Raw genomic sequence first — 19,640 nt, forward strand, 5'->3', positions numbered from 1 at the left:
GGTTAAAAACAGGATCGATGATGCAGGAATGGACCAGCATTCTGGCGGCACTGCGAGTAGGCGGGTGGGTGATCTATCCGCTGACAATACTCGCCGTCGTCGCCATCGCGATCGTTCTCGATCGCTCGTACGTGTTCGTGCGTTTGGGGCGTATGCCGTTTTCGCCTGACAAGACACGCATCTTCTCTCGTGACGGAGCAAGCGCCGATCTGCAAAAGAGCTTGAGCAGTGCACCTGCCCAAAATGCGTTCAGACGGATGAATGCCCCGTGGAACGCTGCCGTTTCAGCTCCACTCTGGCTGCGCGAAGCACAGGCGCAATCAGTAGCGTCGCAAATCGAACGCGATATGAGCAAAGGCTTCTGGGTACTCGAAACTATCGTGACGGCAGCGCCTTTGCTCGGCCTGCTCGGCACTATCGTGGGCATGATGCATTCGTTCCAGTTGTTCGGCGGCTCGGGGCTCGTCGATCCGGGCGGCGTGACCGGTGGCGTTGCACAGTCGCTTGTGGCGACCGCGATTGGCCTCGTCGTCGCACTATTCTCACTGTTCGCTTTCAACTACTTTTCGCGCCGGCTCGAGCGTCTGATGGATGAACTCGAATCGTTCGCGAATGAGCGGCTTTGTGAAGTTCGTCTTGCCGCCGATAGCGTGGAGACACTGCGGTGAAGTTCAAACGATCCCGCGCGGCCCGGCGCGGCCGAATCGAGATCATTCCGATGATCGACGTGATGTTCTTCCTGCTCGCAACCTTCATGCTGGCGTCGCTCGCGATGCAGAGGCTCGATGCGGTCAAAATCACGTTGCCAACGGGGCGCGCGCAGCAGATGGCCGCGCATGATCCGTTGACCGTTTCGGTCGATAGCCACAATGAGGTGTTCGTCAATCATCTGCATGTGAGTGCGGCGCAGGTTGAGTCAGCGGTAAAGCGGCTGTTGCAGCCGGATGGTGTCGTCGTGATCGCTGCGGACGACGCAGCGGGGCACGGTGCTGTCGTTCAGGCCATGCTTGCGGCGCGGCGTGCCGGTGCGCAGCGGTTTCTGGTCGCGGTGCATCGTGAGTAGCCGCGCGTCTTTCTCAACCCTGCTCGACAATGCACCACAGTTTCGCCTGGCACTCGGGATAAGTGCTGGCTTGCTGGTATGGCTGGCTGTGCTGGTCGAAATGGGGCGCTGGATAGCGACAACGCAATCCATGCCGGTACATGAGAAGCCGTTGGAGATGCGCATGGTGGAACTGGAGCCGCCGCCCATGAAGAATGCGGCGCCTGCGGCCAATCACCCGATGCCCGCTATGCCGCCTAAAACGCGTGTGCCGCAGCAACACCCTCAAACCCTGCGCGAAAAACAGCCTGCTCAGACAACGTCACCAAAACCCGAGCCGCAACCGCAAAAAAACCTCACTCCAACAACACCGGACGCAAAACCAGTTAGCAATACGGCTCCGCATACAGGGCCTACTACTCCGGAAAACGCGCCCTCTGCCCAACCGACCGCATCTCCAGTCAACTCGGCGGCGCATTCAATCGCGCAACCGTTGCCCGCTCTCCCGGATGATCTGCGCGAACAGGCCTATCAAACCGTTGCAACCGCCCGCTTCATGATCCACGCAGACGGCTCCGTCGATGTCGAACTCATCAAGCCGACATCGAGCCCCCGGCTCAATCAGATTCTTCTCGAAGCACTTCATCGGTGGCGTTTTTTCCCCGCATTGCAGAACGGCCACCCAATAGAAAGCCAACAGGAGATTCGAGTACATTTCAACGTCGACTGATACGAGCAAAGAATCACGCTAGAAACAAGGCCGAAACATACGAACCGACACGCACATCAACGCTCGCCGCGCACACAACGTCTTGTTATAATTCTTTCACCAACTCGAATAAAACATAACGTTACCCTCCACTGCGCGACAGGATCTCCATGCTGAAACCCGACCGCCTCCGCGCCCTCGCCGATGCGTTGGCCAGGCAAAACGTAATGCGCTTACGCGACGCCGCTGGCCTGCTAGGTGTTTCGGAAATGACTGTTCGCCGCGACATCGCAACGAGTCCCGAACGCTTCACCTATCTCGGCGGCTACATCGTCAGCGCAACCGACGTGCCCTATAACGCCGGTTATTCGCTAGAAGAAGAAAAAGACCATTTTGCGCAGGCCAAAGCCGAAGCGTCCGCGATTGCAGCAACACTCATCGGCGATAACGAAACGCTTTTTATCGACTGCGGTACGACGCTCACCACACTGGCGCGATTGATTCCGGTGGAGCGTCACGTCACCGTCGTGTGTTATTCGTTAAACGTCGCGGAGATTTTGCGGCGTAAGCCGAATGTACGAATGATCCTGCTAGGCGGCGTCTATGTGCCTTCTTCCGACTCGTTCGCGGGCGAAGAAAGTCTCGAGATGCTGCGCCGTATGGGAATCAACAAGGCGTTTATTTCCGCAGGCGGCGTCGACAACGCGCGCGGTGTCACCTGCTGGAATTTTCACGAAGTCGCGCTAAAGCAGGCCGCCATGGCGAGCGCGGTCGAACGGCATCTGGTGGTGGACCAGAGCAAGTTCGGCGTCGTCAAGGCAGTACGCTTCTCACAGATCGACGACTTCGATTCGATCATCACAGAGAAGGGGCAGGATTACCGCAAGCGCAATTAACACGCTTGCGGTCGTGTCGTTAGCTCCTGCGTTGCAAGGCGAACAGCGTTCCGGCAATCAGAATAAACGCGCCAATAATGACCTTCTGCCATGTACTTGGCACGCCGACCAGAATCAGCACGCTATTGATCAGCGTAACCAGCACCACGCCCAGCAATGTACCCGCCACTGTGCCGGTGCCGCCGGTAATGCGAGCACCACCGAGAATCACGGCCGCAATCACATCGAGTTCCGAGCCCACCAGGTCGAACGGATTGGCGAGCCGGTTATTCGACACGTGCAGAATGCCCGCAATGCCGGCGAGCATGCCCGTATAGCCGAATACGAATAGATGGATCGCGCGCAGGTTGTACCCGAGACGCTCGGCAATCGCGAGACTGCCGCCCATTGCATAGACGCCGCGCCCCATCATCGTCCGGTTCAGAAGCCACCACGTGAATAAAGCGGCCGCTACCAGCGCGAGTACCGAGACCGGCAACACAGCGCGCAATCCATCTGCCGTGTGATAGAAAAACAGCGGCACGCGTCCGAAGCGATCCATGCTGTGCGGAATGTTCATAAAGAACGTCGTACCGATGAAGGTCAGCAACAGTCCGCGATACAGGTATTGCGTACCGATCGTGACGATCAGCGAGGGCGCTTTCAACCGGTGCACAAGCAATCCGTTGATCACGCCGAGCACGATTCCGCCGAGCGCACCCGTGATGAGAATCAGTGTAAACGGCGCGTCGGGCCACCACGCGAATACCGCTTTAGTAATGCCATACATCGTCAATGCGGCAATAGCGGTGAACGACACGTCGATACCGCCCGACGCCAGCACAACCAGCGTACCGAGCGCGAATAGCGACATCGTCGTGGCTGAATGCAGTAAATCGAACAGCGTCGCCAGTTGAAAGAAGCGCGGATTGATCGCGCCGACAATCAGGCACGTCACCACGATCAATGCGACGGTGAACCACTCGGGGTTACGCGCAAGCCTCTCCTTCAGGCTCGGCGGCTTGACGTCGGGGGCAATTTCAACTATTGCCGGACTATTTGCAGACTGGTTCATGCGCGGATCGATGCGCGAGTTCATGGCGGATAAGGTTCCTTATTCGACGCTATGCGGCGTCTGAAAGCAATGCGTGGTACAGGTCGGCTTCGCTCAACGTGTCGGCCTGATATTCGCCTGCTACGCGGCCTTTTTTCATCATCAGAATGCGGTCGCAGTTCTGTAGAAGTTCTGGCAGGTCGTCGCTAATCAGAATGATGCCGATGCCCCGTTGCGACAGGCCCTGCATGATGCGGTAAATAATGTCTTTCGAGCCCACATCGACACCGACAGTCGGCCCATGCAGAATCAGTACACGAGGATCGATGGCGAGCCAGCGGCCAATCAGCACGCGCTGCTGGTTACCACCGGAAAGCGACTGAACAGGTTTGTCGACACCAGGCGTCGCGATCTGCAAATCTTTCACGGTTTGTTCTGCCAGTGCCTGCGCACGTGCGCGATCGATCTGACCGAAGCGATCGCGCAAACTGGAGATCATTGCAGTGATCACGTTGTCGCGAATCGGCTTGTCGAGAAATAGCCCTTCGTTCAGGCGGTCTTCCGGCACATAGCCGATGCGATGACGTTTCGCGTCCGAGGGCGTGCGCAACGAAATCGACTTGCCGTCGAGCATGACTTCGCCCGATTGCGCTGCCGCGACACCAGCCAATGCGCGTGCGAGTTCGTTACGCCCCGAATCCAGCAGCCCCGTCACGCCGAGAATCTCACCACCGTGCAGCGCGAACGACACTTCGCTGAACTGACCGGCGCGCGTATAGCCGCGCACGTCGAGCACGACATCCTGCGAACATGCACCGTCGCGATACCGTTCATTCGACAGATGACGTCCCGTCATCAACTCGCTGATCTGTGCTTTGGTGAAGTGCGCAATCGGCCCTTGCGCCATTTTCTGACCGTCGCGCAACACAATGACTTCGCCGCCGATCGCATAGCATTCGTCCAGCTTATGACTCACGAACAGCACCGTGACACCCTGCGCACGCAAATTGGCGAGCACGGCAATCAGATTGTCGACTTCTTTTTGTGTGAGCGAAGTGGTCGGCTCGTCCATGATGACGAACTTCGCTTCGCTCGCGATGGCACGCGCAATCGCCACGAGTTGACGTGTGGCCAGCGGTAATTGTTCGATCAAGGTCGCCTGAAAATTGGCGTCGCCGGGCAGCCCCACCGCTTCGAGTGCACGCGCCGCCGTGCGCGCCAGCGCGCGCCGATCGAACGTGCGGGCGAGCCGTCCTTCATGAGTGGCGAGTTCCGAAGTCAGCGCGACGTTCTCCGCGACATTCATATTCGGCAGCAGCGACAAGTCCTGATAGACCGTTTCGATTCCCGCCGCGAGCGATTCCAATGCGGACAGGCGCGCATGACGCACGCCTTCGATGACCAGTTCGCCTTCATCAGGCGGCTGCGCACCGGAAATGATCTTGATGAGCGTGCTCTTGCCGCAGCCATTCTCGCCGAGCAGGTGATAGATCTGACCACGTTCGAAAGAAAGACTCACACCTCGCAATGCGTGCACGCCAGTGAAGCGCTTATGCACGCCGACAACCTGCAAAAAAGGCTGCGTCGCATCTGAAAGCGAGGGCTGCGATGACAAAACGTCCTGATTCATGGTGTCAAATGAATAGCATGGTTGCCGGCTCACGCGTGCCCGACCGGGCACGCGCTACAAATCGAAACACGCAATCAGAACGGATACTGCTTGTAGTTCGACTTGTCGACGTTCACCCAGCCCTGGCCGCGCACGATAATGCCCTTGCCCGGCCCCTTCGCGACCGTGACTTTCGTGTAACCCGGCAGGCCGAGGTCGGCGCCGTTCTCAACCGTCTTCCCGTCGATCAGCATCTGCGCCACTTTGTTCATCGCCATGCCCGCGAGTTTCGGATCCCAGAAAGCAATGCCATTGATCGCACCGCTTTCGAGGAATTTGCCCGCTTCAGTCGGCAACCCCGTGCCGTACACGCAGATCTTGCCCTGCATGCCCGCCTCTTCCACCGCGCGGCCAATGCCGATCACGTCGAGCGACGACGAACCCTGGAAGCCCTTCAGGTCAGGGTGTTTGCGTAGCACTTCCTTCGCGACTTCATACGCGCGCTCGCCGTCGTTGTTGGTTTCGAGCTTCGGTTCGACCAGATCCATCTTCGGGTATTTGGCCTTCGCGTTACCGATGCCGCCATCGGCCCATTGCACCTGCGAGCGACTGCCCAGCGAGCCGACCAGCACCGCCCATTTGCCGTCGCTGTGCATGCACGACGCAAGACGCTCGTTCAACCCCGCACCGTATGCGGTGTTGTCGAATGCCTCGATGTCGACCATGGTGTTCTTCGCGTTGTCGGCCTCATGAGTGACGACCTTGATGCCGCGATCCATCGCCTTCTTTAACGCAGGTTCGAGCGTCGGCGGATCGTAGGGCACCACGGCAATCGCCGTGACTTTCTTCGCGATCAGGTCTTCGATGATCTTCAATTGTTGGGCCGCATCCGCGCGGCCCGGACCGGTCTGATACGCGGTCACGCCGGGATTGTCTTTCGCGAATTCCTTCACGCCGTCGTCCATCCGGTTGAACCAGTTGATGCCGGTCACCTTGACGACCGTGACGATCGTCTCGTTGGTGGCGGCGTGCGCAGCGGCGATCACGCCCACAGTCAGAGCGCCTGCGGCAAGCGCGGCACCCAGTCGAGTCAGTTTCATGCAGTGTCTCCTTTATCGTTCGATGTCGCCCAATTCCATCGTCACGGACAGCCAGGGCTTGTTGTCCGTCGTGTACTGAAACCGAGTTCGCGCAGGTTTCCCCTAGCGCTTCGAAGCCGCACCTGCGCTCGTCTCGCCGCCACTCAAACCGAAGATCGCGCGCACCCGTTCGCCGCCCGCGAATGCCAGCGACAGCAGCAACAGAAAGCCCCACGCGCAATCGCCGAAAAACTGCGAGACGCCCATCAGATTGAACAGGCTCGACAGAAATTGCAGTACGGTCGCCGCAAAAAATACGCAGATGATGCGGCCGTTGCCGCCAGCCGGATTCACGCCGCCCATCACCGCGATCAGAATCGCGATCAGCAGATAGGAGTTGCCGTAATCCCATTTCGCGCTGGACGTATGCGTTGCGCTGATCAAGCCGGCCAGCGAAGCAAGCACGCCGCACATCGTGTACGTGAGAATCAGCATCCGCGTACGCGGAATACCCGCATAAAACGCAGCTTTCGGATTCGTACCCATCAGATACAGACGCAAACCGAACGGACTGCGTTTGAGCAGCCACCCCAACGCAATGACCGCTGCGATGAAGATACAAAATGCGATCGGCACCTGAAACACCGTACCGTTGCCGATATTCGACAGCGGATCCACGTAATCGACATGCACCGACGCGCCGTTGCTGAGCACCACCGCAAGACCGGTGAACAGCAATTGCGTGCCAAGCGTGCAGAGAATCGGCGTCAGCCTCAAACGCGCGATCACCACGCCGTTCAGCGCTCCGCCGAGCACGCCCATCGCGACCACGATCACGCAGAACAGTGCGGTGTAAAGCGCGGGCGAGTCGTCACCATTGACGAAGCGCGGCACCACCAATGCCGCCACCATCCCCGAAAGATTCGCCAGGCCGACGCCGGACAGGTCGATGCCGCCATTGCCCGACACCATCGACAGCATGATGCCCAGCGCAAGCAGGCCGAGTTCGGGCAACTGGCCGCCCATCGACTGAAGGTTGTCGATATCGACGAACTGGCCGCGTGAGAGCCAGGTCGCGACCAGCACGACGAGCACGTTGACGATCAGCAGGAAATTCAGTTGCCGGTCGCCGAACCAGCCGGACCATTTTCCTGCGCTAAACAAAGCCTTCATGATGATGACGTCCCCTCTCGCTCAGGATGCCTGCGGCAAACCGGCCGACTCGCCCAGCACGCGATTCACTTCTTCGAGCGACGGCATTGACGGCGCGGTGCCTGCACGTGTCACCGAAATGCCGGCGAGTGCGCAGCCGAAACGCAGCGCCGCAACGGCATCATCGCCGCGTGCGAGCGCGGCTGCGAAACCGCCGGTAAAACCGTCACCCGCGCCGGCGGTTTCGACTACGCGCCCGCAGTGATACGCGGGCACGAGGACCGATTGCGTTGCCGAATGCAGCAACGCGCCGCCCTCGCCCAGCGTCACGATCGCCGTGCCGACTCCTTTGGCGAGCAGCACATCGGCAGCGCGGCGGGCATCGTCGGCGTTCGCGATCGGCACTCCCGTGAGCGCGGTCGCCTCGGTCTCGTTCGGGGTGATGTAGTCGCACAGCGGGAAAAAATCGTCGTCGAGCGTAAAAGCCGGTGCCGGGTTGAACACGGTGATGACGCCGTGCTGCCGCGCGATTTCGAGCCCGCGTCGCGCAGCCGGCAACGGCTGCTCCAACTGCGTAACGAACACGTTTGCTGCGGCAATATCGGCTTCGATTGCGTCGGCGTCGGAGGCATCCATCGTTCCCGCTGCGCCCGATGCCACGATGATCGCGTTCATACCGGTCGTGTCGTCGACGAAAATATGGGCCGCGCCGGTGGAGATTCCGTCGATCACCGACGCACGCGCCGTGATGCCCTCGGCGGCCCACGTTGCGCGAGCAATCGCGCCGAACGCATCGTTGCCGAGACGCGTGCAGAACACCACGTCCGCACCCGCGCGTGCCGCGGCCACTGCCTGATTCGAGCCCTTGCCGCCGGGCCCCATCGCGAACGCACTACCGGCAATCGTCTCGCCGATCAGCGGCATACGTGCCGCACGAAACGTCAAATCGGTCACGAAGATACCGAGAATGACGACGCGCCCTTTTCGTTGCGATGACGTATTTGGATCCAGATTCTTCAGCACGTTGTCTCCTCCATTTTCTGGTTGGCGTGCATATCGTTCAGTGTCTGACGCAGACTGTCGTTCAGTCTCCGTAAGGTATCCAGATGTTTTTCACCTGCACGGCCTGACGCAAAAACGGCCGTCCTTCGCTTGAACGGTCGAACCAGTCGAACTGTCTCCCGTAATCGACGAAGGTTCGCTTAAGGTTGCCGATCGACTCACGCTCCACCAGCGTTGAATCCGCCGCATTGCCGAAGCACCACACGGCATCGACATCGTCATGTTTTGCGAGCGCGGGCAGCAACGCGCTACGCTCGCCAGTCACGATATTGAGCACGCCGCCCGGCACGTCCGATGTTTCGGCAACCTGATAAAAATCGGTCACCGTCAACGGACACGCGGCGCTCGGCAGCACGACCACACGATTGCCCATCGCCAGCGCGGGCGCAATCAACGAAACGAAGCCGAGCAGCGGCGCTTCGTCCGGACACGCAATGCCGATCACGCCGAGCGGTTCGTGCATCGCCAGCGCAACGCCGCGCAATGGCGGCGTATGCACTGCGCCGTCGAACTTGTCGGCCCACGCAGCGTAGGTGAACAGACGCGAGATCGACGCATCCACTTCGGCCTGCGCCGCCGCTTGCGTCGCACCGGTTCTGATCTGCAACTGACGCACGAATTCGTCCGCGCGCACTGCGAGATTTTCGGCCAGATAAAACAGCACCTGCGCGCGATTGTGCGTACTCGCCTGCGACCATTTCTGCGCGGCACGCGCGGCCTCGACCGCGTTACGGATGTCCTTGCGATTGCCCTCGCCCACTTCGCCGACCGGCGTGCCGTCCGGCGCGCGAACCGGCAGCGAATAGCCGCTGTCCGGACGCACCTGCTTGCCGCCGATAAACAGTTTCGCGGTACGATCGATCGACGTGACATTCGACGTGACATTCGCAAGCGGCGAATCGGCCATCGCATCACTCACCGCACGCGTATCACGCACCTCACGCTTCGCAAGATTGAGCCACGCGCGCGGCTTCAGATATTCGTAAATGCCCTCACGTCCGCCTTCGCGGCCGTAGCCCGATTCGCGATAACCGCCGAAGCCAACTGCTGCATCGAACAGATTGGTCGCATTGATCCACACGACGCCGCACGCAAGACGCGGTGCAATATCGAGCGCACGTCCGATCGTTTCGCTCCACACGCTCGCGGCGAGTCCATAGCGTGAATTGTTCGCGAGCGCGATCGCTTCGTCGGGCGTGCGGAAACTCATCGTCACCAGTACCGGGCCGAAGATTTCCTCCTGCGCGAGCGTCGATGAAGGTGCGACTCCTGTGACCAGCGTCGGCGGATAAAAACAGCCGCCCGCAGGCATCGTCGTATCGGGCGACTGCCAGACCGGGCACCCTTCGCTGCGCCCCGTCTCCACCAGCGACTGGATGCGTTCGAGTTGCACCGGATCGACAATCGCGCCGATGTCGATGCTCTTGTCGAGCGACGTACCCACCCGCAGCGTTTCCATCCGGCGTTTCAGCTTCGCGATAAAGCGCGCCTCGACACCCTCCTGGACCAGCAGGCGCGAGCCCGCGCAGCACACTTGTCCCTGGTTGAACCAGATCGCGTCGACGACGCCTTCCACCGCGCCGTCCAGGTCCGCATCGTCGAACACGATGAACGGCGACTTGCCGCCGAGTTCGAGCGTCAGCGATTTGCCCGAGCCGGCAGTGGCCTTGCGAATCAGCCGTCCCACTTCGGTCGAACCCGTGAATGCAATCTTGTCGACTTCGGGATGCTCGACCAGCGCCGCGCCCGTCCTGCCGTCGCCGGTCACGACGTTCAGCACGCCTGCGGGCAAACCCGCCCGATGCGCAAGCTCGGCGAACAGCAACGCCGTGAGCGGCGTGTATTCGGCCGGTTTCAGCACGACGCAATTGCCCGTTGCAATGGCGGGCGCGATTTTCCACGCGAGCATCAGCAGCGGGAAATTCCACGGCACGATCTGACCGACCACGCCGAGCGGCGCGTAGTCCGCGAATTCGCTGTCCTGCAACTGCGCCCAACCCGCGTGATGCAGAAAATGCCGGGCGACCAGCGGCACATCGATATCGCGTGTCTCGCGAATCGGCTTGCCGTTGTCGAGCGCTTCGAGCACCGCAAAAAGGCGGCTGTGCCGCTGCACCATTCTTGCAAGCGCATACAAATGCCGCGCGCGTCCCGCACCGCCCAGCGCGAGCCAGCCCGGTTGCGCGGCGCGTGCGGCGGCGACGGCGGCGTCGATATCGGCGACATCGCCCTGCGCGATATCGGCGAGCCGCTCAGCCGTTGCGGGCGCGTGCGAAACGAAACGCTCGCCCGCTGCCGGCGCGTGCCACGCGCCGCCGATGAAATGCCCGAAGCCCGACTCGTGCTGCGCGAGCCACTCGCGTGCGGGCTGATCGTCCTCGGGGGCGGGACCGTACTCCATCGATGAAAAATACTCGGCTACGCTCATGAGATCGGTCTTCTATTCAGGCTACGGGGTGACGGTTGAAAGCGGAGTAACGACCGCTCACGTGATGTTCGAGTTGCCGCTCGATATCGGCCAGCAGGCTCGACGCGCCGACCCGGAACAGGTCCGGTTCGAGCCACGCGCGGCCCAGTTCTTCTTTCATCAGAATCTGATATGACAGCACCGACTTCGCGCTCGACACGCCGCCCGCCGGTTTGAAACCGATCGGCACGCCCGTGCGCTCCTGGTATTCGCGGATCATCCGCACCATCACGAGCGACACGTCGAGCGTCGCGTTGACGCCCTCCTTACCTGTCGACGTCTTGATGAAATCCGCGCCCGCCATCATGCAGACCATCGACGCACGCGCCACATTGGAGAGCGTGCGGATATCGCCGGTCGCCAGAATCGTCTTCAGATGCGCGGGCCCGCAGGCCTCGCGAAAATCGCGCACTTCGTCGTACAGCGCCTGCCAGTTGCCGGTCAGCACATGCTCACGCGTGACGACGATGTCGATCTCCTGCGCGCCGTCCGCAACCGACGCCTCGATCTCCTTCAGCTTCAGCGGATGCGGAATCAGCCCGGCAGGAAAGCCCGTCGATACCGCCGCGACCGGAATGCCGCTGCCTTGCAACGCATCGACTGCGGCGGCCACGAAGCGGTGATATACGCACACCGCGCCGGTCGTGATGCCTTGCGGCGCGATACCTAGCGCTTCGAGCAGATCGGCGCGCACGGGACGACGCGCTTTCGCGCAGAGGCGCCGCACGCGGGCTTCGGTGTCGTCGCCATTGAGCGTCGTCAGGTCGATGCACGTAACCGCTTTCAGCAGCCACGCCGCCTGCGCATCCTTCTTGACGCTGCGCCGTGTAACGAGCGTCGCAGTGCGCCGCTCGACCGCCGACTGGTTGACGCGCAAGCCGTCGAGCCACGAAGCGTCGAACGCCATGCCGGGATTGCGCTGCGCATGGGCGGGCGCACTGCCGCGCAGCGCAAGAACCGCCGACGACGGCGGCGACGAAAGTAATGAAGATAAAGCAGGGGCTTCGGGCATAAAACGTCCAGAAATTTGATGCGACGCACAACAGCCGCCGACAATTTGTTCGCACTTATGCTACAACGATTGATAGAATCATCACAAGCTTTACGATGCAATCGTGACATAAGCAGGCACTTAAGCGGTGTGTAGCGCCGTGAATGTTATTGACGCACCATATTCATGATGCGAAGATCACAACACGACGTATGCAAAACACGTCGGATAAAGAAAAGAATTTCGTCACATAGACGAAGGAGACATGCCAGATGAGTGAGCCGGTTGCGGTCGCGGCCGTGTCATCGCCTCGGGTTCCACTGATTCGCGTGGCGGGCGTCACCAAGCGATTTGGCGGCGTGCAGGCGTTGCGCGGCGTCGACCTCGAAGTGTTTCCCGGCGAAGTGCATGCGCTGCTCGGCGAGAACGGCGCGGGCAAGTCCACGCTGATCAAGATACTCAGCGGTGTCCACAGTTACGACGACGGGGTGATCGAGATCGAAGGCCAGGCCGTTGCGTTCGAATCGCCGAAGCAATCGCGCGACGCCGGTGTTGCCGTCGTTTATCAGGACCTGAGTCTGGTCGAATCGCTGTCGGTCGGCGCGAATCTGATGCTGGGGCGCGAACCCCGCACGCGGCTCGGCTTCGTCAGGAACCGGCAACTGATGGCGACCGTCGGCGAATTTCTCCGCTCGCACGGCATTCCGCTCGATCCGAAAACGCCGGTAAGTGCGCTGCCTTTTGCCTACCGGCAGATGACCGAGATTTGCAAGGCGTTGATGGGCGACGTGCGCGTACTGATTCTCGACGAACCCACTTCGGCATTGACCGGCGGCGAGGAGCAGATTCTGTTCGACGCGATTCATGCGGTGACCGCGCGCGGTGTCGGCGTGATCTACGTAACGCACCGCCTGAACGAGGTGTTCAAGATTTCACAGCGCGTGACCGTGTTTCGCGACGGCGCGAATGCGGGCATGTTCGAGACCGCGCAGACCGATATGAAACAACTGGTCGCCGCGATTGTCGGGCCTGCGCATGCGGCGTTGCAGGCGCGGGAGAAAACCGCCGTGGGAGTCGGCCCGGCAGCGAGCAATGAAGCGGCGAACACAGAACACGCTTCGGTCGATACAGCGCAAAGCGCCCCCGTTCTGAAAATGTCCAACGTCAGCAACGACCGCCTGCACGATGTGAGTCTGCTGGTCAGTCGCGGCGAAATTCACGGGCTCGCGGGTTTGATCGGCAGCGGCCGCACCGAGATTCTGCAAACCATTTTCGGGCTTCGTTCCGTCGACACCGGCGCAATCGAGTTCGACGGTCATTCCCGCGCGGATATCACGCCTGCCTCGGCCATCCAGCGTGGCATCGCGCTGGTGCCGGAAGATCGCCACCTCGAAGGCCTTGTGCTCGATCACTCGATCGAACGCAATCTCACGTTGCCGCGACTGCCGCAATTTTCGCGTTGGGGATGGCTGCGCAGTCAGGCCGCCGTGCAGCAGGCGAAGCGCTCGATGAAAGAACTCTCGGTGAAGGCGCCGAATTCATCGACGGCGGTGAAGTTTTTATCCGGTGGCAATCAGCAGAAAGTGGTGTTTGCAAAGTGGAATCACCCTCGCCCCACACTGCTTCTGCTCGATGAACCGACAGTCGGCGTCGATGTCGGCGCGCGCGAGGAAATCTACGGCGTAGTCAACGACGCCGCGCACGCGGGCACGGGCGTGCTGGTCGTTTCGTCGGATCTCGATGAACTGCTGCGCCTGTGCGACCGCATCTCGATCGTCGCGGACGGCAGCATTGTCAGGACCATCGAGCGCGCCGAACTTGCCAATGCCGAAGCGCTGCATCATCAGATTCAGCTGTCCCGTTCTTCCATCGAGTCCTCCAAGGAGACTCCCCTCAGGGCCCATGCAACATGAACGATTCCGTTACGCCACTGGCCGCCGACCGGCAGACGTTGCCGGCGCAGAAGAGCCGTATGCGGCGCATTGCTCAACTGCTGCTGCAAGGCGACCGCCCTTACGCGCTATACGGTGCGTTCGCCATTTTGCTGGTCGTGTTCAGTTTCGCGTCACCGTGGTTTTTATCCATCGACAACTTCCTGAACATCGGCCGGCAAACCGCACTGGTGTCGATCATCGCGATCGGCATGACATTCGTGATCATCGCGCGGCAGATCGATCTGTCGGTCGGCTCGACGCTCGCGTTATCGGGCATGTCGGCGGCGCTTGCGATGTCGTATGTCGGCGACAACTGGATCATCGGCGCAATCGCGGGCATCGGCACGGGCGCGATTGTCGGCGCGATTAACGGTGTCGTCACCACGCGGCTGAGCATTCCATCGTTTCTCGTGACGCTCGGCACGTTGAGCGCCGCACGCGGCCTGGCCCTGATGGTCACAACTACCAAGCCCGTCATCATCACCAACGACTCGTTTATCGCGATCTTCGGCGAAGGCGATATCGCGGGCGTGCCGGTGCCGATTATCTGGACGGTGCTCGCGGTGATCGCCGGCATTCTGCTGCTGCACTACAGCGTATTCGGCCGGCAGATTTATGCGGCCGGCGGCAATCCGACCGCCGCGCTGTACTCGGGCATCAACACGCGGCGCGTGACGACGCTCGCGTTCATTCTGACCGGCATGCTCGCCGGACTCGCCGCGCTCGTGCTGTCGGCGCGCTCGCATGCAGCCCGGCCCGATGTCGTGCAGGGCATGGAACTCGATGTGATCGCTTCGGTGACGCTCGGCGGTTGCAGCCTGTTCGGCGGACGCGGCTTCGTACTCGGCACGCTGCTCGGCAGCCTGATTATCGGCACGCTGAATAACGGGCTGGTGCTGCTTGGCGTCAGTTCATCGCTGCAACTGGTGATCAAGGGCGTGATTATCGTTGCAGCGGTGGCATTTACGAGGAAATAAACAGCAGGTGAAGGTGGAGACAAACCCGGCACGGACGTGAAGCACAAACATGAAGACCAATGGAGGAGACTCATGAAACATCGTCGTGGTTCAAGCAAGGTATTAGCGAGCGCGATCGCGGCGGCCGCCGTCGCGACACTGTTTTCGTCGACCGCTTACGCGCAATGCGTGACGAGCTTGCCGACAGGATCGATCGGGCCGAAAAACATCGTGGGGCAAGGGCCAAACGGTGAAAAGGCCGCTTCCGTCGACGCGATTAAACTGACCGACGCCGATATCGCCAAGATCAAGGCGGGCAAATTCAAAGTCGGCATTTCAATGCAGACGATGAATCTCGACTGGTCGCAATTGCAGGTGCAAGGCATTACCGACACGCTGAAAAAATATGGCGTCGAAGTGATCGGCACGGCATCGGCTGAGTACCAGGTCGACAAACAGATTGCCGATATCGAGAACACGATTCAGCGTCATCCCGACGGCATCATCTCTATTCCAGTCGATGGCACGGCAACGGCCGCGACGTACAAGAAAGTGTCCGAAGCCGGCATCAAGCTCGTGTTCATGGACAACGTGCCGACCGGCCTGAAGCATCCGCAGCAATACGCGTCGATGATTTCCGCGGACAGCGAAGGCAACGGCCAGATCGCCGCGAAGGTGCTGTCGTCATGCGTGCCGAAGGGCGCGACGATCGGCCTCGTGAATTTCGGCGTGGATTATTTCAGCACGACCGAGCGCACCAAAGCCGTCAATGACTGGATCGCGAAGAATCGCCCGGACATCAAGGTCAAGCAGGTCGCGTTCACCGATCCGTCGAAAGTCGGGCAGATTGCGGGCGATTTTCTGACCGGTAATCCCGACGTGAAAGGGCTATTCGCCGTGTGGGATCAACCCGCACTCGACACGCTCACGTCGATGCGCGCACAAGGCGTGAACGTTCCCGTGACGACCGTCGATCTGGGACTACAGTCTGCGATTGAAATTGCGAAAGGTGGACCGCTGAAGGCAACCGGCTCGCAACGTCCGTATGACCAGGGCGTGGCCGAAGCGACCGCGATGATGAAGGCATTGATCGGACAGACGCCACCTGCGTGGATCGGGGTGCAGTCGTTGCCGGTGGTTCAGTCGAACGTGCTGGAGTCTTACAAGATCGTGTTCAAGAAAGACCCGCCGCCGCAACTCGCGGACGCCTGCAAGAAAGCGGCACCGGCCTGCGGTTGATTTGCGGTTAATTAGATCGCACTACACGTTCCGGGCGAAACCCGCTATTTCGCCCGGAACGCCCATTAACGAATTACGCTCAGCCTTTCGTCGCCCCGAACGTCAACCCGGCGACGAAATGCTTCTGCATCGCAAAGAACATCGCGACCGATGGCAATGCGGCCAGAATCGATCCTGCCGAAACGAGATTCCATGCGGTGGTCCACTGCCCTTTCAACGCGGCAACGCCCACGGTGATCGGCGCGGCGTCGTCACCGGTGGTCAGACACAGTGCCCAGAAATAGTCGTTCCACACGAACGTGAAGACGAGAATGCCGAGCGCGGCGAGTGCGGGACGAATCAGCGGCAACACGATCCTGAAGAACACCTGCCACTCGTTTGCGCCTTCGATTCGCGCGGCTTCCACTAATTCGAACGGCAACTGCTTGATGAAATTGCGCAGGAACAGCGCGCAAAAGCCCGTCTGAAACGACACGTGAAACAGAATCAGCGCGCCGACCGTATTGAACAGGCCGAGTTGCAACGACAGATCGCGCACCGGAATCATCAGCACCTGTACCGGCACGAAATTCCCCGCGACGAACGTCGCGAACAACGTCGAATTGCCGCGAAAACGGTAGATGGCCAGCGCGAATCCGGCCATCGACGCGAGCGCAATCGAGCCGACCACGGCCGGCACCGTAATCAGCACGCTGTTCCAGAAGTAATGCAGCATCGGCGATGTCGTCAACGCCTCGCGGTAGTTGTCGAACATCGCGAAGTGCTTCGGCCATCCCCAGTAATTGCCTTCGGCGAGTTCTTCAGTGGAGCGCACGGAGGTGACGAGCACGGCGATCATCGGCAGCAGCCAGATCAGCAGTGCGATAGGCAATGTCAGTTTGTAGGCGCGGCGCGTGACCGGCTTCCATTTGTCGATCGGGATCGGAAACATGTCGGCTCCTTATTGCTCGGCGCGCAGCATCCGCCGCAAGTGATAAACGATGTACACCAGCATGATGCCGAACAGCACGACGGCCACCGCCGCCGAATAACCGATCCGGTAGTACTTGATCGCCTGGTCGTACATGTAATAGGCGAGCACGGTCGAGCTTTCGAACGGACCGCCGCCGGTCATCACCGAGATCAGATCGAAACTGCGCAATGCGCCGATGATCGTCACGACGATCGCCATGAACGTGGTGGGCCGCAATTGCGGCAGGATCACGTGCCACAGCATCGACCAACCCTTCGCGCCTTCCATGCGCGCGGCCTCGATCTGTTCGGCGTTCAGCGACGTGAGCCCAGTCAGATAAAGGATCATGCAATAGGCGGTTTGCGGCCATAGTGCGGCGAACACGATGCCGAGCGTCGCATAGCGCGGATCGCCGAGCACGGGCACGCCGTGGCCGAGAATCACCGCGAGCAGGCCGAAGGTCGGATCGTAAAACCACGAGAAGATCAGACCGACCACCACGCCCGACAACACGAACGGCGCGAAGAACAGCGATTTGACGATGCGGATGCCCGCCACCGCCTGGTTCAGATACAGCGCGACGGCGAGACCCATTGGTGGCGCGAGCAGGAACAGCACGAGCCAGATAAGGTTGTTCTTCAGCGCGGTGTAGAAGGTCGGCGTCTGGAACAGTTCGATGTAATTCGCGAGTCCGACGAACGACGGATCGGTCATGCCGTCCCAGTTGAAAAAGCTGAGACGGATGGTGGACAGGATCGGCCATACCACGTAGACGGCGACCATCAGACAGGCTGGCGCGAGGAACAGGAACGCGGCCCGCCGCTGACGTCGCGCGGTCGGCGTAGGACCGCGTCTGCGCGTGGTCCCCGAGCCGCCCACTGCGCCGCCCGGTGCGGGCATGCCGGGGCCGCCTGGTTCAACTGGGCCGCCGACGGTTTGCCGGCTGACGGAATGCGCCACGATACTTTCTCCTTTGTCGACCCGAGTTAGCGCTTTAGCGCTTACTCGGGTCCCATGCAAGGCTGTCGGTGGGAGTTAGCGCTTTAGCGCTTACTCCCGCCCCATGCAAAGCTGTCGACCCGAGTTAGCGCTTTAGCGCTTACTTGGGTCCCATGCAAAGCTGTCGGTGGGAGTTAGCGCTCTAGCCCTTACTCCCACCCCATGCAAAGCTGCCAGTGGGAGCCACTACTTCACTCCCACCCCTCCCTCACTTCTTATAAATCCGCTTGCGCGTCTGCTCCAGCTGCGCGAGCACTTCATCGATCTTCGACGGATCGGAGATGAACTGCTGCATGCCCTTCATCCCTTCATCGGCCATTTCCTTGGTCATGTCGCGATCGTAGAACTGCGCAATACCGCCCTTCGTGTTCGCGAGAATCTGGAAGCCGATCTTCGAAATCGGATCTTCCGGTTCCGGCGACTTGCTGTTCGCCGACAACGATCCCAGCCCCGTGGCGAGTTGCGCGCCGATCTCAGGCGTCTCGACGAACGCGAGGAACGCATGCGCGTCCGCCTTGTTCTTCGCTTTCGACGGAATGTGCAGCGACTCCACCGGACCATCTTCCGCAGTCGGCACCTTCGAATCGATGATCGGGAACTGGAAATAGCCCATTTCCGGCTTCACGTTCGCCGGGAAACCGGCGGTGATGAACGTGCCCATCAGCATCATCGCGGCCTTGCCCTGGAACAGGAACGGCTGCACCGAATCCAGATCGTACGACAGCGAGTTGTCGATAAAGTAGCCTGCGTCGATCAACTGCTTCCACGTCGTGTAGACCTTCTTCACGCGCGGATCGGTGTACGGAATTTCGCCCGCCATCAGCTTCTGGTGGAACGCATTGCCGTTCAGACGCAGATCGAGATAATCGAACCAGCCCGCCAGCGTCCACGCATCGCGGCCCGCCACAGCAATCGGCGTGATGCCCGCGGCCTTCAGCTTCTTCGCGGCGTCGAGGAATTCGTCCCAGGTTTTCGGCTCGCCCTTGATCCCGGCCTTCTCGAACAGATCCTTGCGATAGAACATACCCCACGAGTAATACACGGTCGGCGCGGCGTACTGCTTGCCCTTATACGACGACGCTTCCTTGGTCGACGCATACATGTCGTTCCAGCCGTTCTTCGCCCAGTCGCCGCTCAGGTCGTCGAACAGGCCGCGTTGCGCGTAATACGCCATACGTTCGCCGTCATGCCAGTTCACGACATCAGGCGCGACCGTCGACAGCCAGCCTGGCAACTGCACTTTGTACGCCTCTTCATCGATGAACGACACTTTCACGTCGACGCCGGGATGCGTCTTCTTGAACTGGTCGATCACCGATTGCCACACCGCGCGCTGGCTTGCGCCCTTGAACGCGATATTGACCGTGAGCGTGCTGGCCTCGCTCGCCGTGCTGACGAACGAAGTGCCTGCCGTCGCGGCGACCAGAGCGAGTGCCATCAGAATCTTGCGTGGTTTCAGTTTCATGCTGCCTGTCTCCTTTTATGCGCTGATTGTGCGTCGTGATTTGCGTCGTACTGTT

General features: G+C 60.5%; 17 protein-coding genes. 7 read left to right on the forward strand and 10 right to left on the reverse strand.

What is annotated here, in order from left to right; all coding sequences use genetic code 11:
• Positions 1 to 20 precede the first annotated feature (20 nt).
• From ABH945_RS17100 to ABH945_RS17115, 4 genes are all read left to right on the forward strand, one after another.
• Positions 21 to 668, forward strand: coding sequence for a MotA/TolQ/ExbB proton channel family protein (locus ABH945_RS17100; protein WP_429251909.1), 648 nt, complete (start codon positions 21 to 23; stop codon positions 666 to 668).
• On the forward strand, positions 665 to 1,063 hold the full coding sequence (locus ABH945_RS17105; protein WP_074769622.1) for an ExbD/TolR family protein: 399 nt from the start codon (positions 665 to 667) through the stop codon (positions 1,061 to 1,063). The genes ABH945_RS17100 and ABH945_RS17105 overlap by 4 nt, the downstream gene beginning before the upstream one ends.
• Positions 1,056 to 1,772: an energy transducer TonB gene (locus ABH945_RS17110; RefSeq protein WP_429251288.1), complete on the forward strand. Its 717-nt coding sequence runs from the start codon at positions 1,056 to 1,058 to the stop codon at positions 1,770 to 1,772. The genes ABH945_RS17105 and ABH945_RS17110 overlap by 8 nt, the downstream gene beginning before the upstream one ends.
• Before the next feature lie 149 nt (positions 1,773 to 1,921).
• Positions 1,922 to 2,647: a DeoR/GlpR family DNA-binding transcription regulator gene (locus ABH945_RS17115; protein WP_074769626.1), complete on the forward strand. Its 726-nt coding sequence runs from the start codon at positions 1,922 to 1,924 to the stop codon at positions 2,645 to 2,647.
• A gap of 19 nt (positions 2,648 to 2,666) precedes the next feature.
• On the opposite strand, the gene ABH945_RS17120 is transcribed toward ABH945_RS17115, so the two are convergent.
• The 7 genes from ABH945_RS17120 to deoC all read right to left on the reverse strand — a co-directional run bounded on the left by ABH945_RS17120 (position 2,667) and on the right by deoC (position 12,061).
• Positions 2,667 to 3,725 carry an ABC transporter permease gene (locus ABH945_RS17120; RefSeq protein ID WP_429251289.1) on the reverse strand — a complete coding sequence of 353 codons (1,059 nt, stop codon included), beginning with the start codon at positions 3,723 to 3,725 and terminating at the stop codon, positions 2,667 to 2,669.
• Between the two features lie 25 nt (positions 3,726 to 3,750).
• Positions 3,751 to 5,310 carry a sugar ABC transporter ATP-binding protein gene (locus tag ABH945_RS17125; protein ID WP_429251290.1) on the reverse strand — a complete coding sequence of 520 codons (1,560 nt, stop codon included), beginning with the start codon at positions 5,308 to 5,310 and terminating at the stop codon, positions 3,751 to 3,753.
• A 74-nt stretch (positions 5,311 to 5,384) separates the two neighbouring features.
• Positions 5,385 to 6,389 (reverse strand): autoinducer 2 ABC transporter substrate-binding protein, encoded by a 1,005-nt coding sequence (locus ABH945_RS17130; RefSeq protein WP_074769632.1) that lies wholly within the window; start codon positions 6,387 to 6,389, stop codon positions 5,385 to 5,387.
• A gap of 102 nt (positions 6,390 to 6,491) precedes the next feature.
• A complete protein-coding gene (locus ABH945_RS17135) occupies positions 6,492 to 7,541 on the reverse strand; it encodes an ABC transporter permease (RefSeq protein WP_429251291.1) in 1,050 nt (349 codons plus the stop codon).
• A gap of 21 nt (positions 7,542 to 7,562) precedes the next feature.
• Positions 7,563 to 8,543 (reverse strand): ribokinase, encoded by a 981-nt coding sequence (locus ABH945_RS17140; RefSeq protein ID WP_253189758.1) that lies wholly within the window; start codon positions 8,541 to 8,543, stop codon positions 7,563 to 7,565.
• 61 nt (positions 8,544 to 8,604) lie between these two features.
• Positions 8,605 to 11,010 carry an aldehyde dehydrogenase family protein gene (locus ABH945_RS17145; protein ID WP_429251292.1) on the reverse strand — a complete coding sequence of 802 codons (2,406 nt, stop codon included), beginning with the start codon at positions 11,008 to 11,010 and terminating at the stop codon, positions 8,605 to 8,607.
• A gap of 16 nt (positions 11,011 to 11,026) precedes the next feature.
• A complete protein-coding gene (gene deoC, locus ABH945_RS17150) occupies positions 11,027 to 12,061 on the reverse strand; it encodes a deoxyribose-phosphate aldolase (RefSeq protein WP_074769638.1) in 1,035 nt (344 codons plus the stop codon).
• Positions 12,062 to 12,312: 251 nt separating this feature from the next.
• Here deoC and ABH945_RS17155 point away from each other — a divergent pair, with 251 nt between their 5' ends.
• The 3 genes from ABH945_RS17155 (at position 12,313) to ABH945_RS17165 (ending at position 16,169) form a co-directional block, all read left to right on the forward strand.
• Entirely contained in the window at positions 12,313 to 13,953 is a 1,641-nt protein-coding gene (locus ABH945_RS17155) for a sugar ABC transporter ATP-binding protein (RefSeq protein WP_429251293.1), read from the forward strand.
• On the forward strand, positions 13,950 to 14,951 hold the full coding sequence (locus ABH945_RS17160; RefSeq protein ID WP_074769642.1) for an ABC transporter permease: 1,002 nt from the start codon (positions 13,950 to 13,952) through the stop codon (positions 14,949 to 14,951). Before ABH945_RS17155 ends, ABH945_RS17160 begins: the two co-directional genes overlap by 4 nt.
• Before the next feature lie 72 nt (positions 14,952 to 15,023).
• Entirely contained in the window at positions 15,024 to 16,169 is a 1,146-nt protein-coding gene (locus ABH945_RS17165) for a substrate-binding domain-containing protein (protein WP_074769644.1), read from the forward strand.
• 79 nt (positions 16,170 to 16,248) lie between these two features.
• Here ABH945_RS17165 and ABH945_RS17170 read toward each other — a convergent pair whose 3' ends face one another.
• The 3 genes from ABH945_RS17170 to ABH945_RS17180 all read right to left on the reverse strand — a co-directional run bounded on the left by ABH945_RS17170 (position 16,249) and on the right by ABH945_RS17180 (position 19,585).
• Positions 16,249 to 17,100 carry a carbohydrate ABC transporter permease gene (locus tag ABH945_RS17170; RefSeq protein ID WP_074769646.1) on the reverse strand — a complete coding sequence of 284 codons (852 nt, stop codon included), beginning with the start codon at positions 17,098 to 17,100 and terminating at the stop codon, positions 16,249 to 16,251.
• Positions 17,101 to 17,109: 9 nt separating this feature from the next.
• Positions 17,110 to 18,081, reverse strand: coding sequence for a carbohydrate ABC transporter permease (locus tag ABH945_RS17175; protein WP_074769648.1), 972 nt, complete (start codon positions 18,079 to 18,081; stop codon positions 17,110 to 17,112).
• A gap of 247 nt (positions 18,082 to 18,328) precedes the next feature.
• On the reverse strand, positions 18,329 to 19,585 hold the full coding sequence (locus ABH945_RS17180) for an ABC transporter substrate-binding protein (protein ID WP_074769650.1): 1,257 nt from the start codon (positions 19,583 to 19,585) through the stop codon (positions 18,329 to 18,331).
• Positions 19,586 to 19,640 lie beyond the last annotated feature (55 nt).

It is taken from the genome of Paraburkholderia sp. GAS333 (assembly GCF_050435665.1).
Lineage (GTDB): Bacteria > Pseudomonadota > Gammaproteobacteria > Burkholderiales > Burkholderiaceae > Paraburkholderia > Paraburkholderia fungorum_A.

Bases quoted from the DNA above. Each gene is read 5' to 3' on its own strand.
- ABH945_RS17100 (WP_429251909.1), top strand. From the start codon at position 21: ATGCAGGAATGGACCAGCATTCTGGCGGCACTGCGAGTAGGCGGGTGG.
- ABH945_RS17115 (WP_074769626.1), top strand. From the start codon at position 1,922: ATGCTGAAACCCGACCGCCTCCGCGCCCTCGCCGATGCGTTGGCCAGG.
- ABH945_RS17120 (WP_429251289.1), bottom strand. From the start codon at position 3,725: ATGAACTCGCGCATCGATCCGCGCATGAACCAGTCTGCAAATAGTCCG.
- ABH945_RS17125 (WP_429251290.1), bottom strand. From the start codon at position 5,310: ATGAATCAGGACGTTTTGTCATCGCAGCCCTCGCTTTCAGATGCGACG.
- ABH945_RS17130 (WP_074769632.1), bottom strand. From the start codon at position 6,389: ATGAAACTGACTCGACTGGGTGCCGCGCTTGCCGCAGGCGCTCTGACT.
- ABH945_RS17135 (WP_429251291.1), bottom strand. From the start codon at position 7,541: ATGAAGGCTTTGTTTAGCGCAGGAAAATGGTCCGGCTGGTTCGGCGAC.
- ABH945_RS17145 (WP_429251292.1), bottom strand. From the start codon at position 11,010: ATGAGCGTAGCCGAGTATTTTTCATCGATGGAGTACGGTCCCGCCCCC.
- deoC (WP_074769638.1), bottom strand. From the start codon at position 12,061: ATGCCCGAAGCCCCTGCTTTATCTTCATTACTTTCGTCGCCGCCGTCG.
- ABH945_RS17155 (WP_429251293.1), top strand. From the start codon at position 12,313: ATGAGTGAGCCGGTTGCGGTCGCGGCCGTGTCATCGCCTCGGGTTCCA.
- ABH945_RS17160 (WP_074769642.1), top strand. From the start codon at position 13,950: ATGAACGATTCCGTTACGCCACTGGCCGCCGACCGGCAGACGTTGCCG.
- ABH945_RS17165 (WP_074769644.1), top strand. From the start codon at position 15,024: ATGAAACATCGTCGTGGTTCAAGCAAGGTATTAGCGAGCGCGATCGCG.
- ABH945_RS17170 (WP_074769646.1), bottom strand. From the start codon at position 17,100: ATGTTTCCGATCCCGATCGACAAATGGAAGCCGGTCACGCGCCGCGCC.
- ABH945_RS17180 (WP_074769650.1), bottom strand. From the start codon at position 19,585: ATGAAACTGAAACCACGCAAGATTCTGATGGCACTCGCTCTGGTCGCC.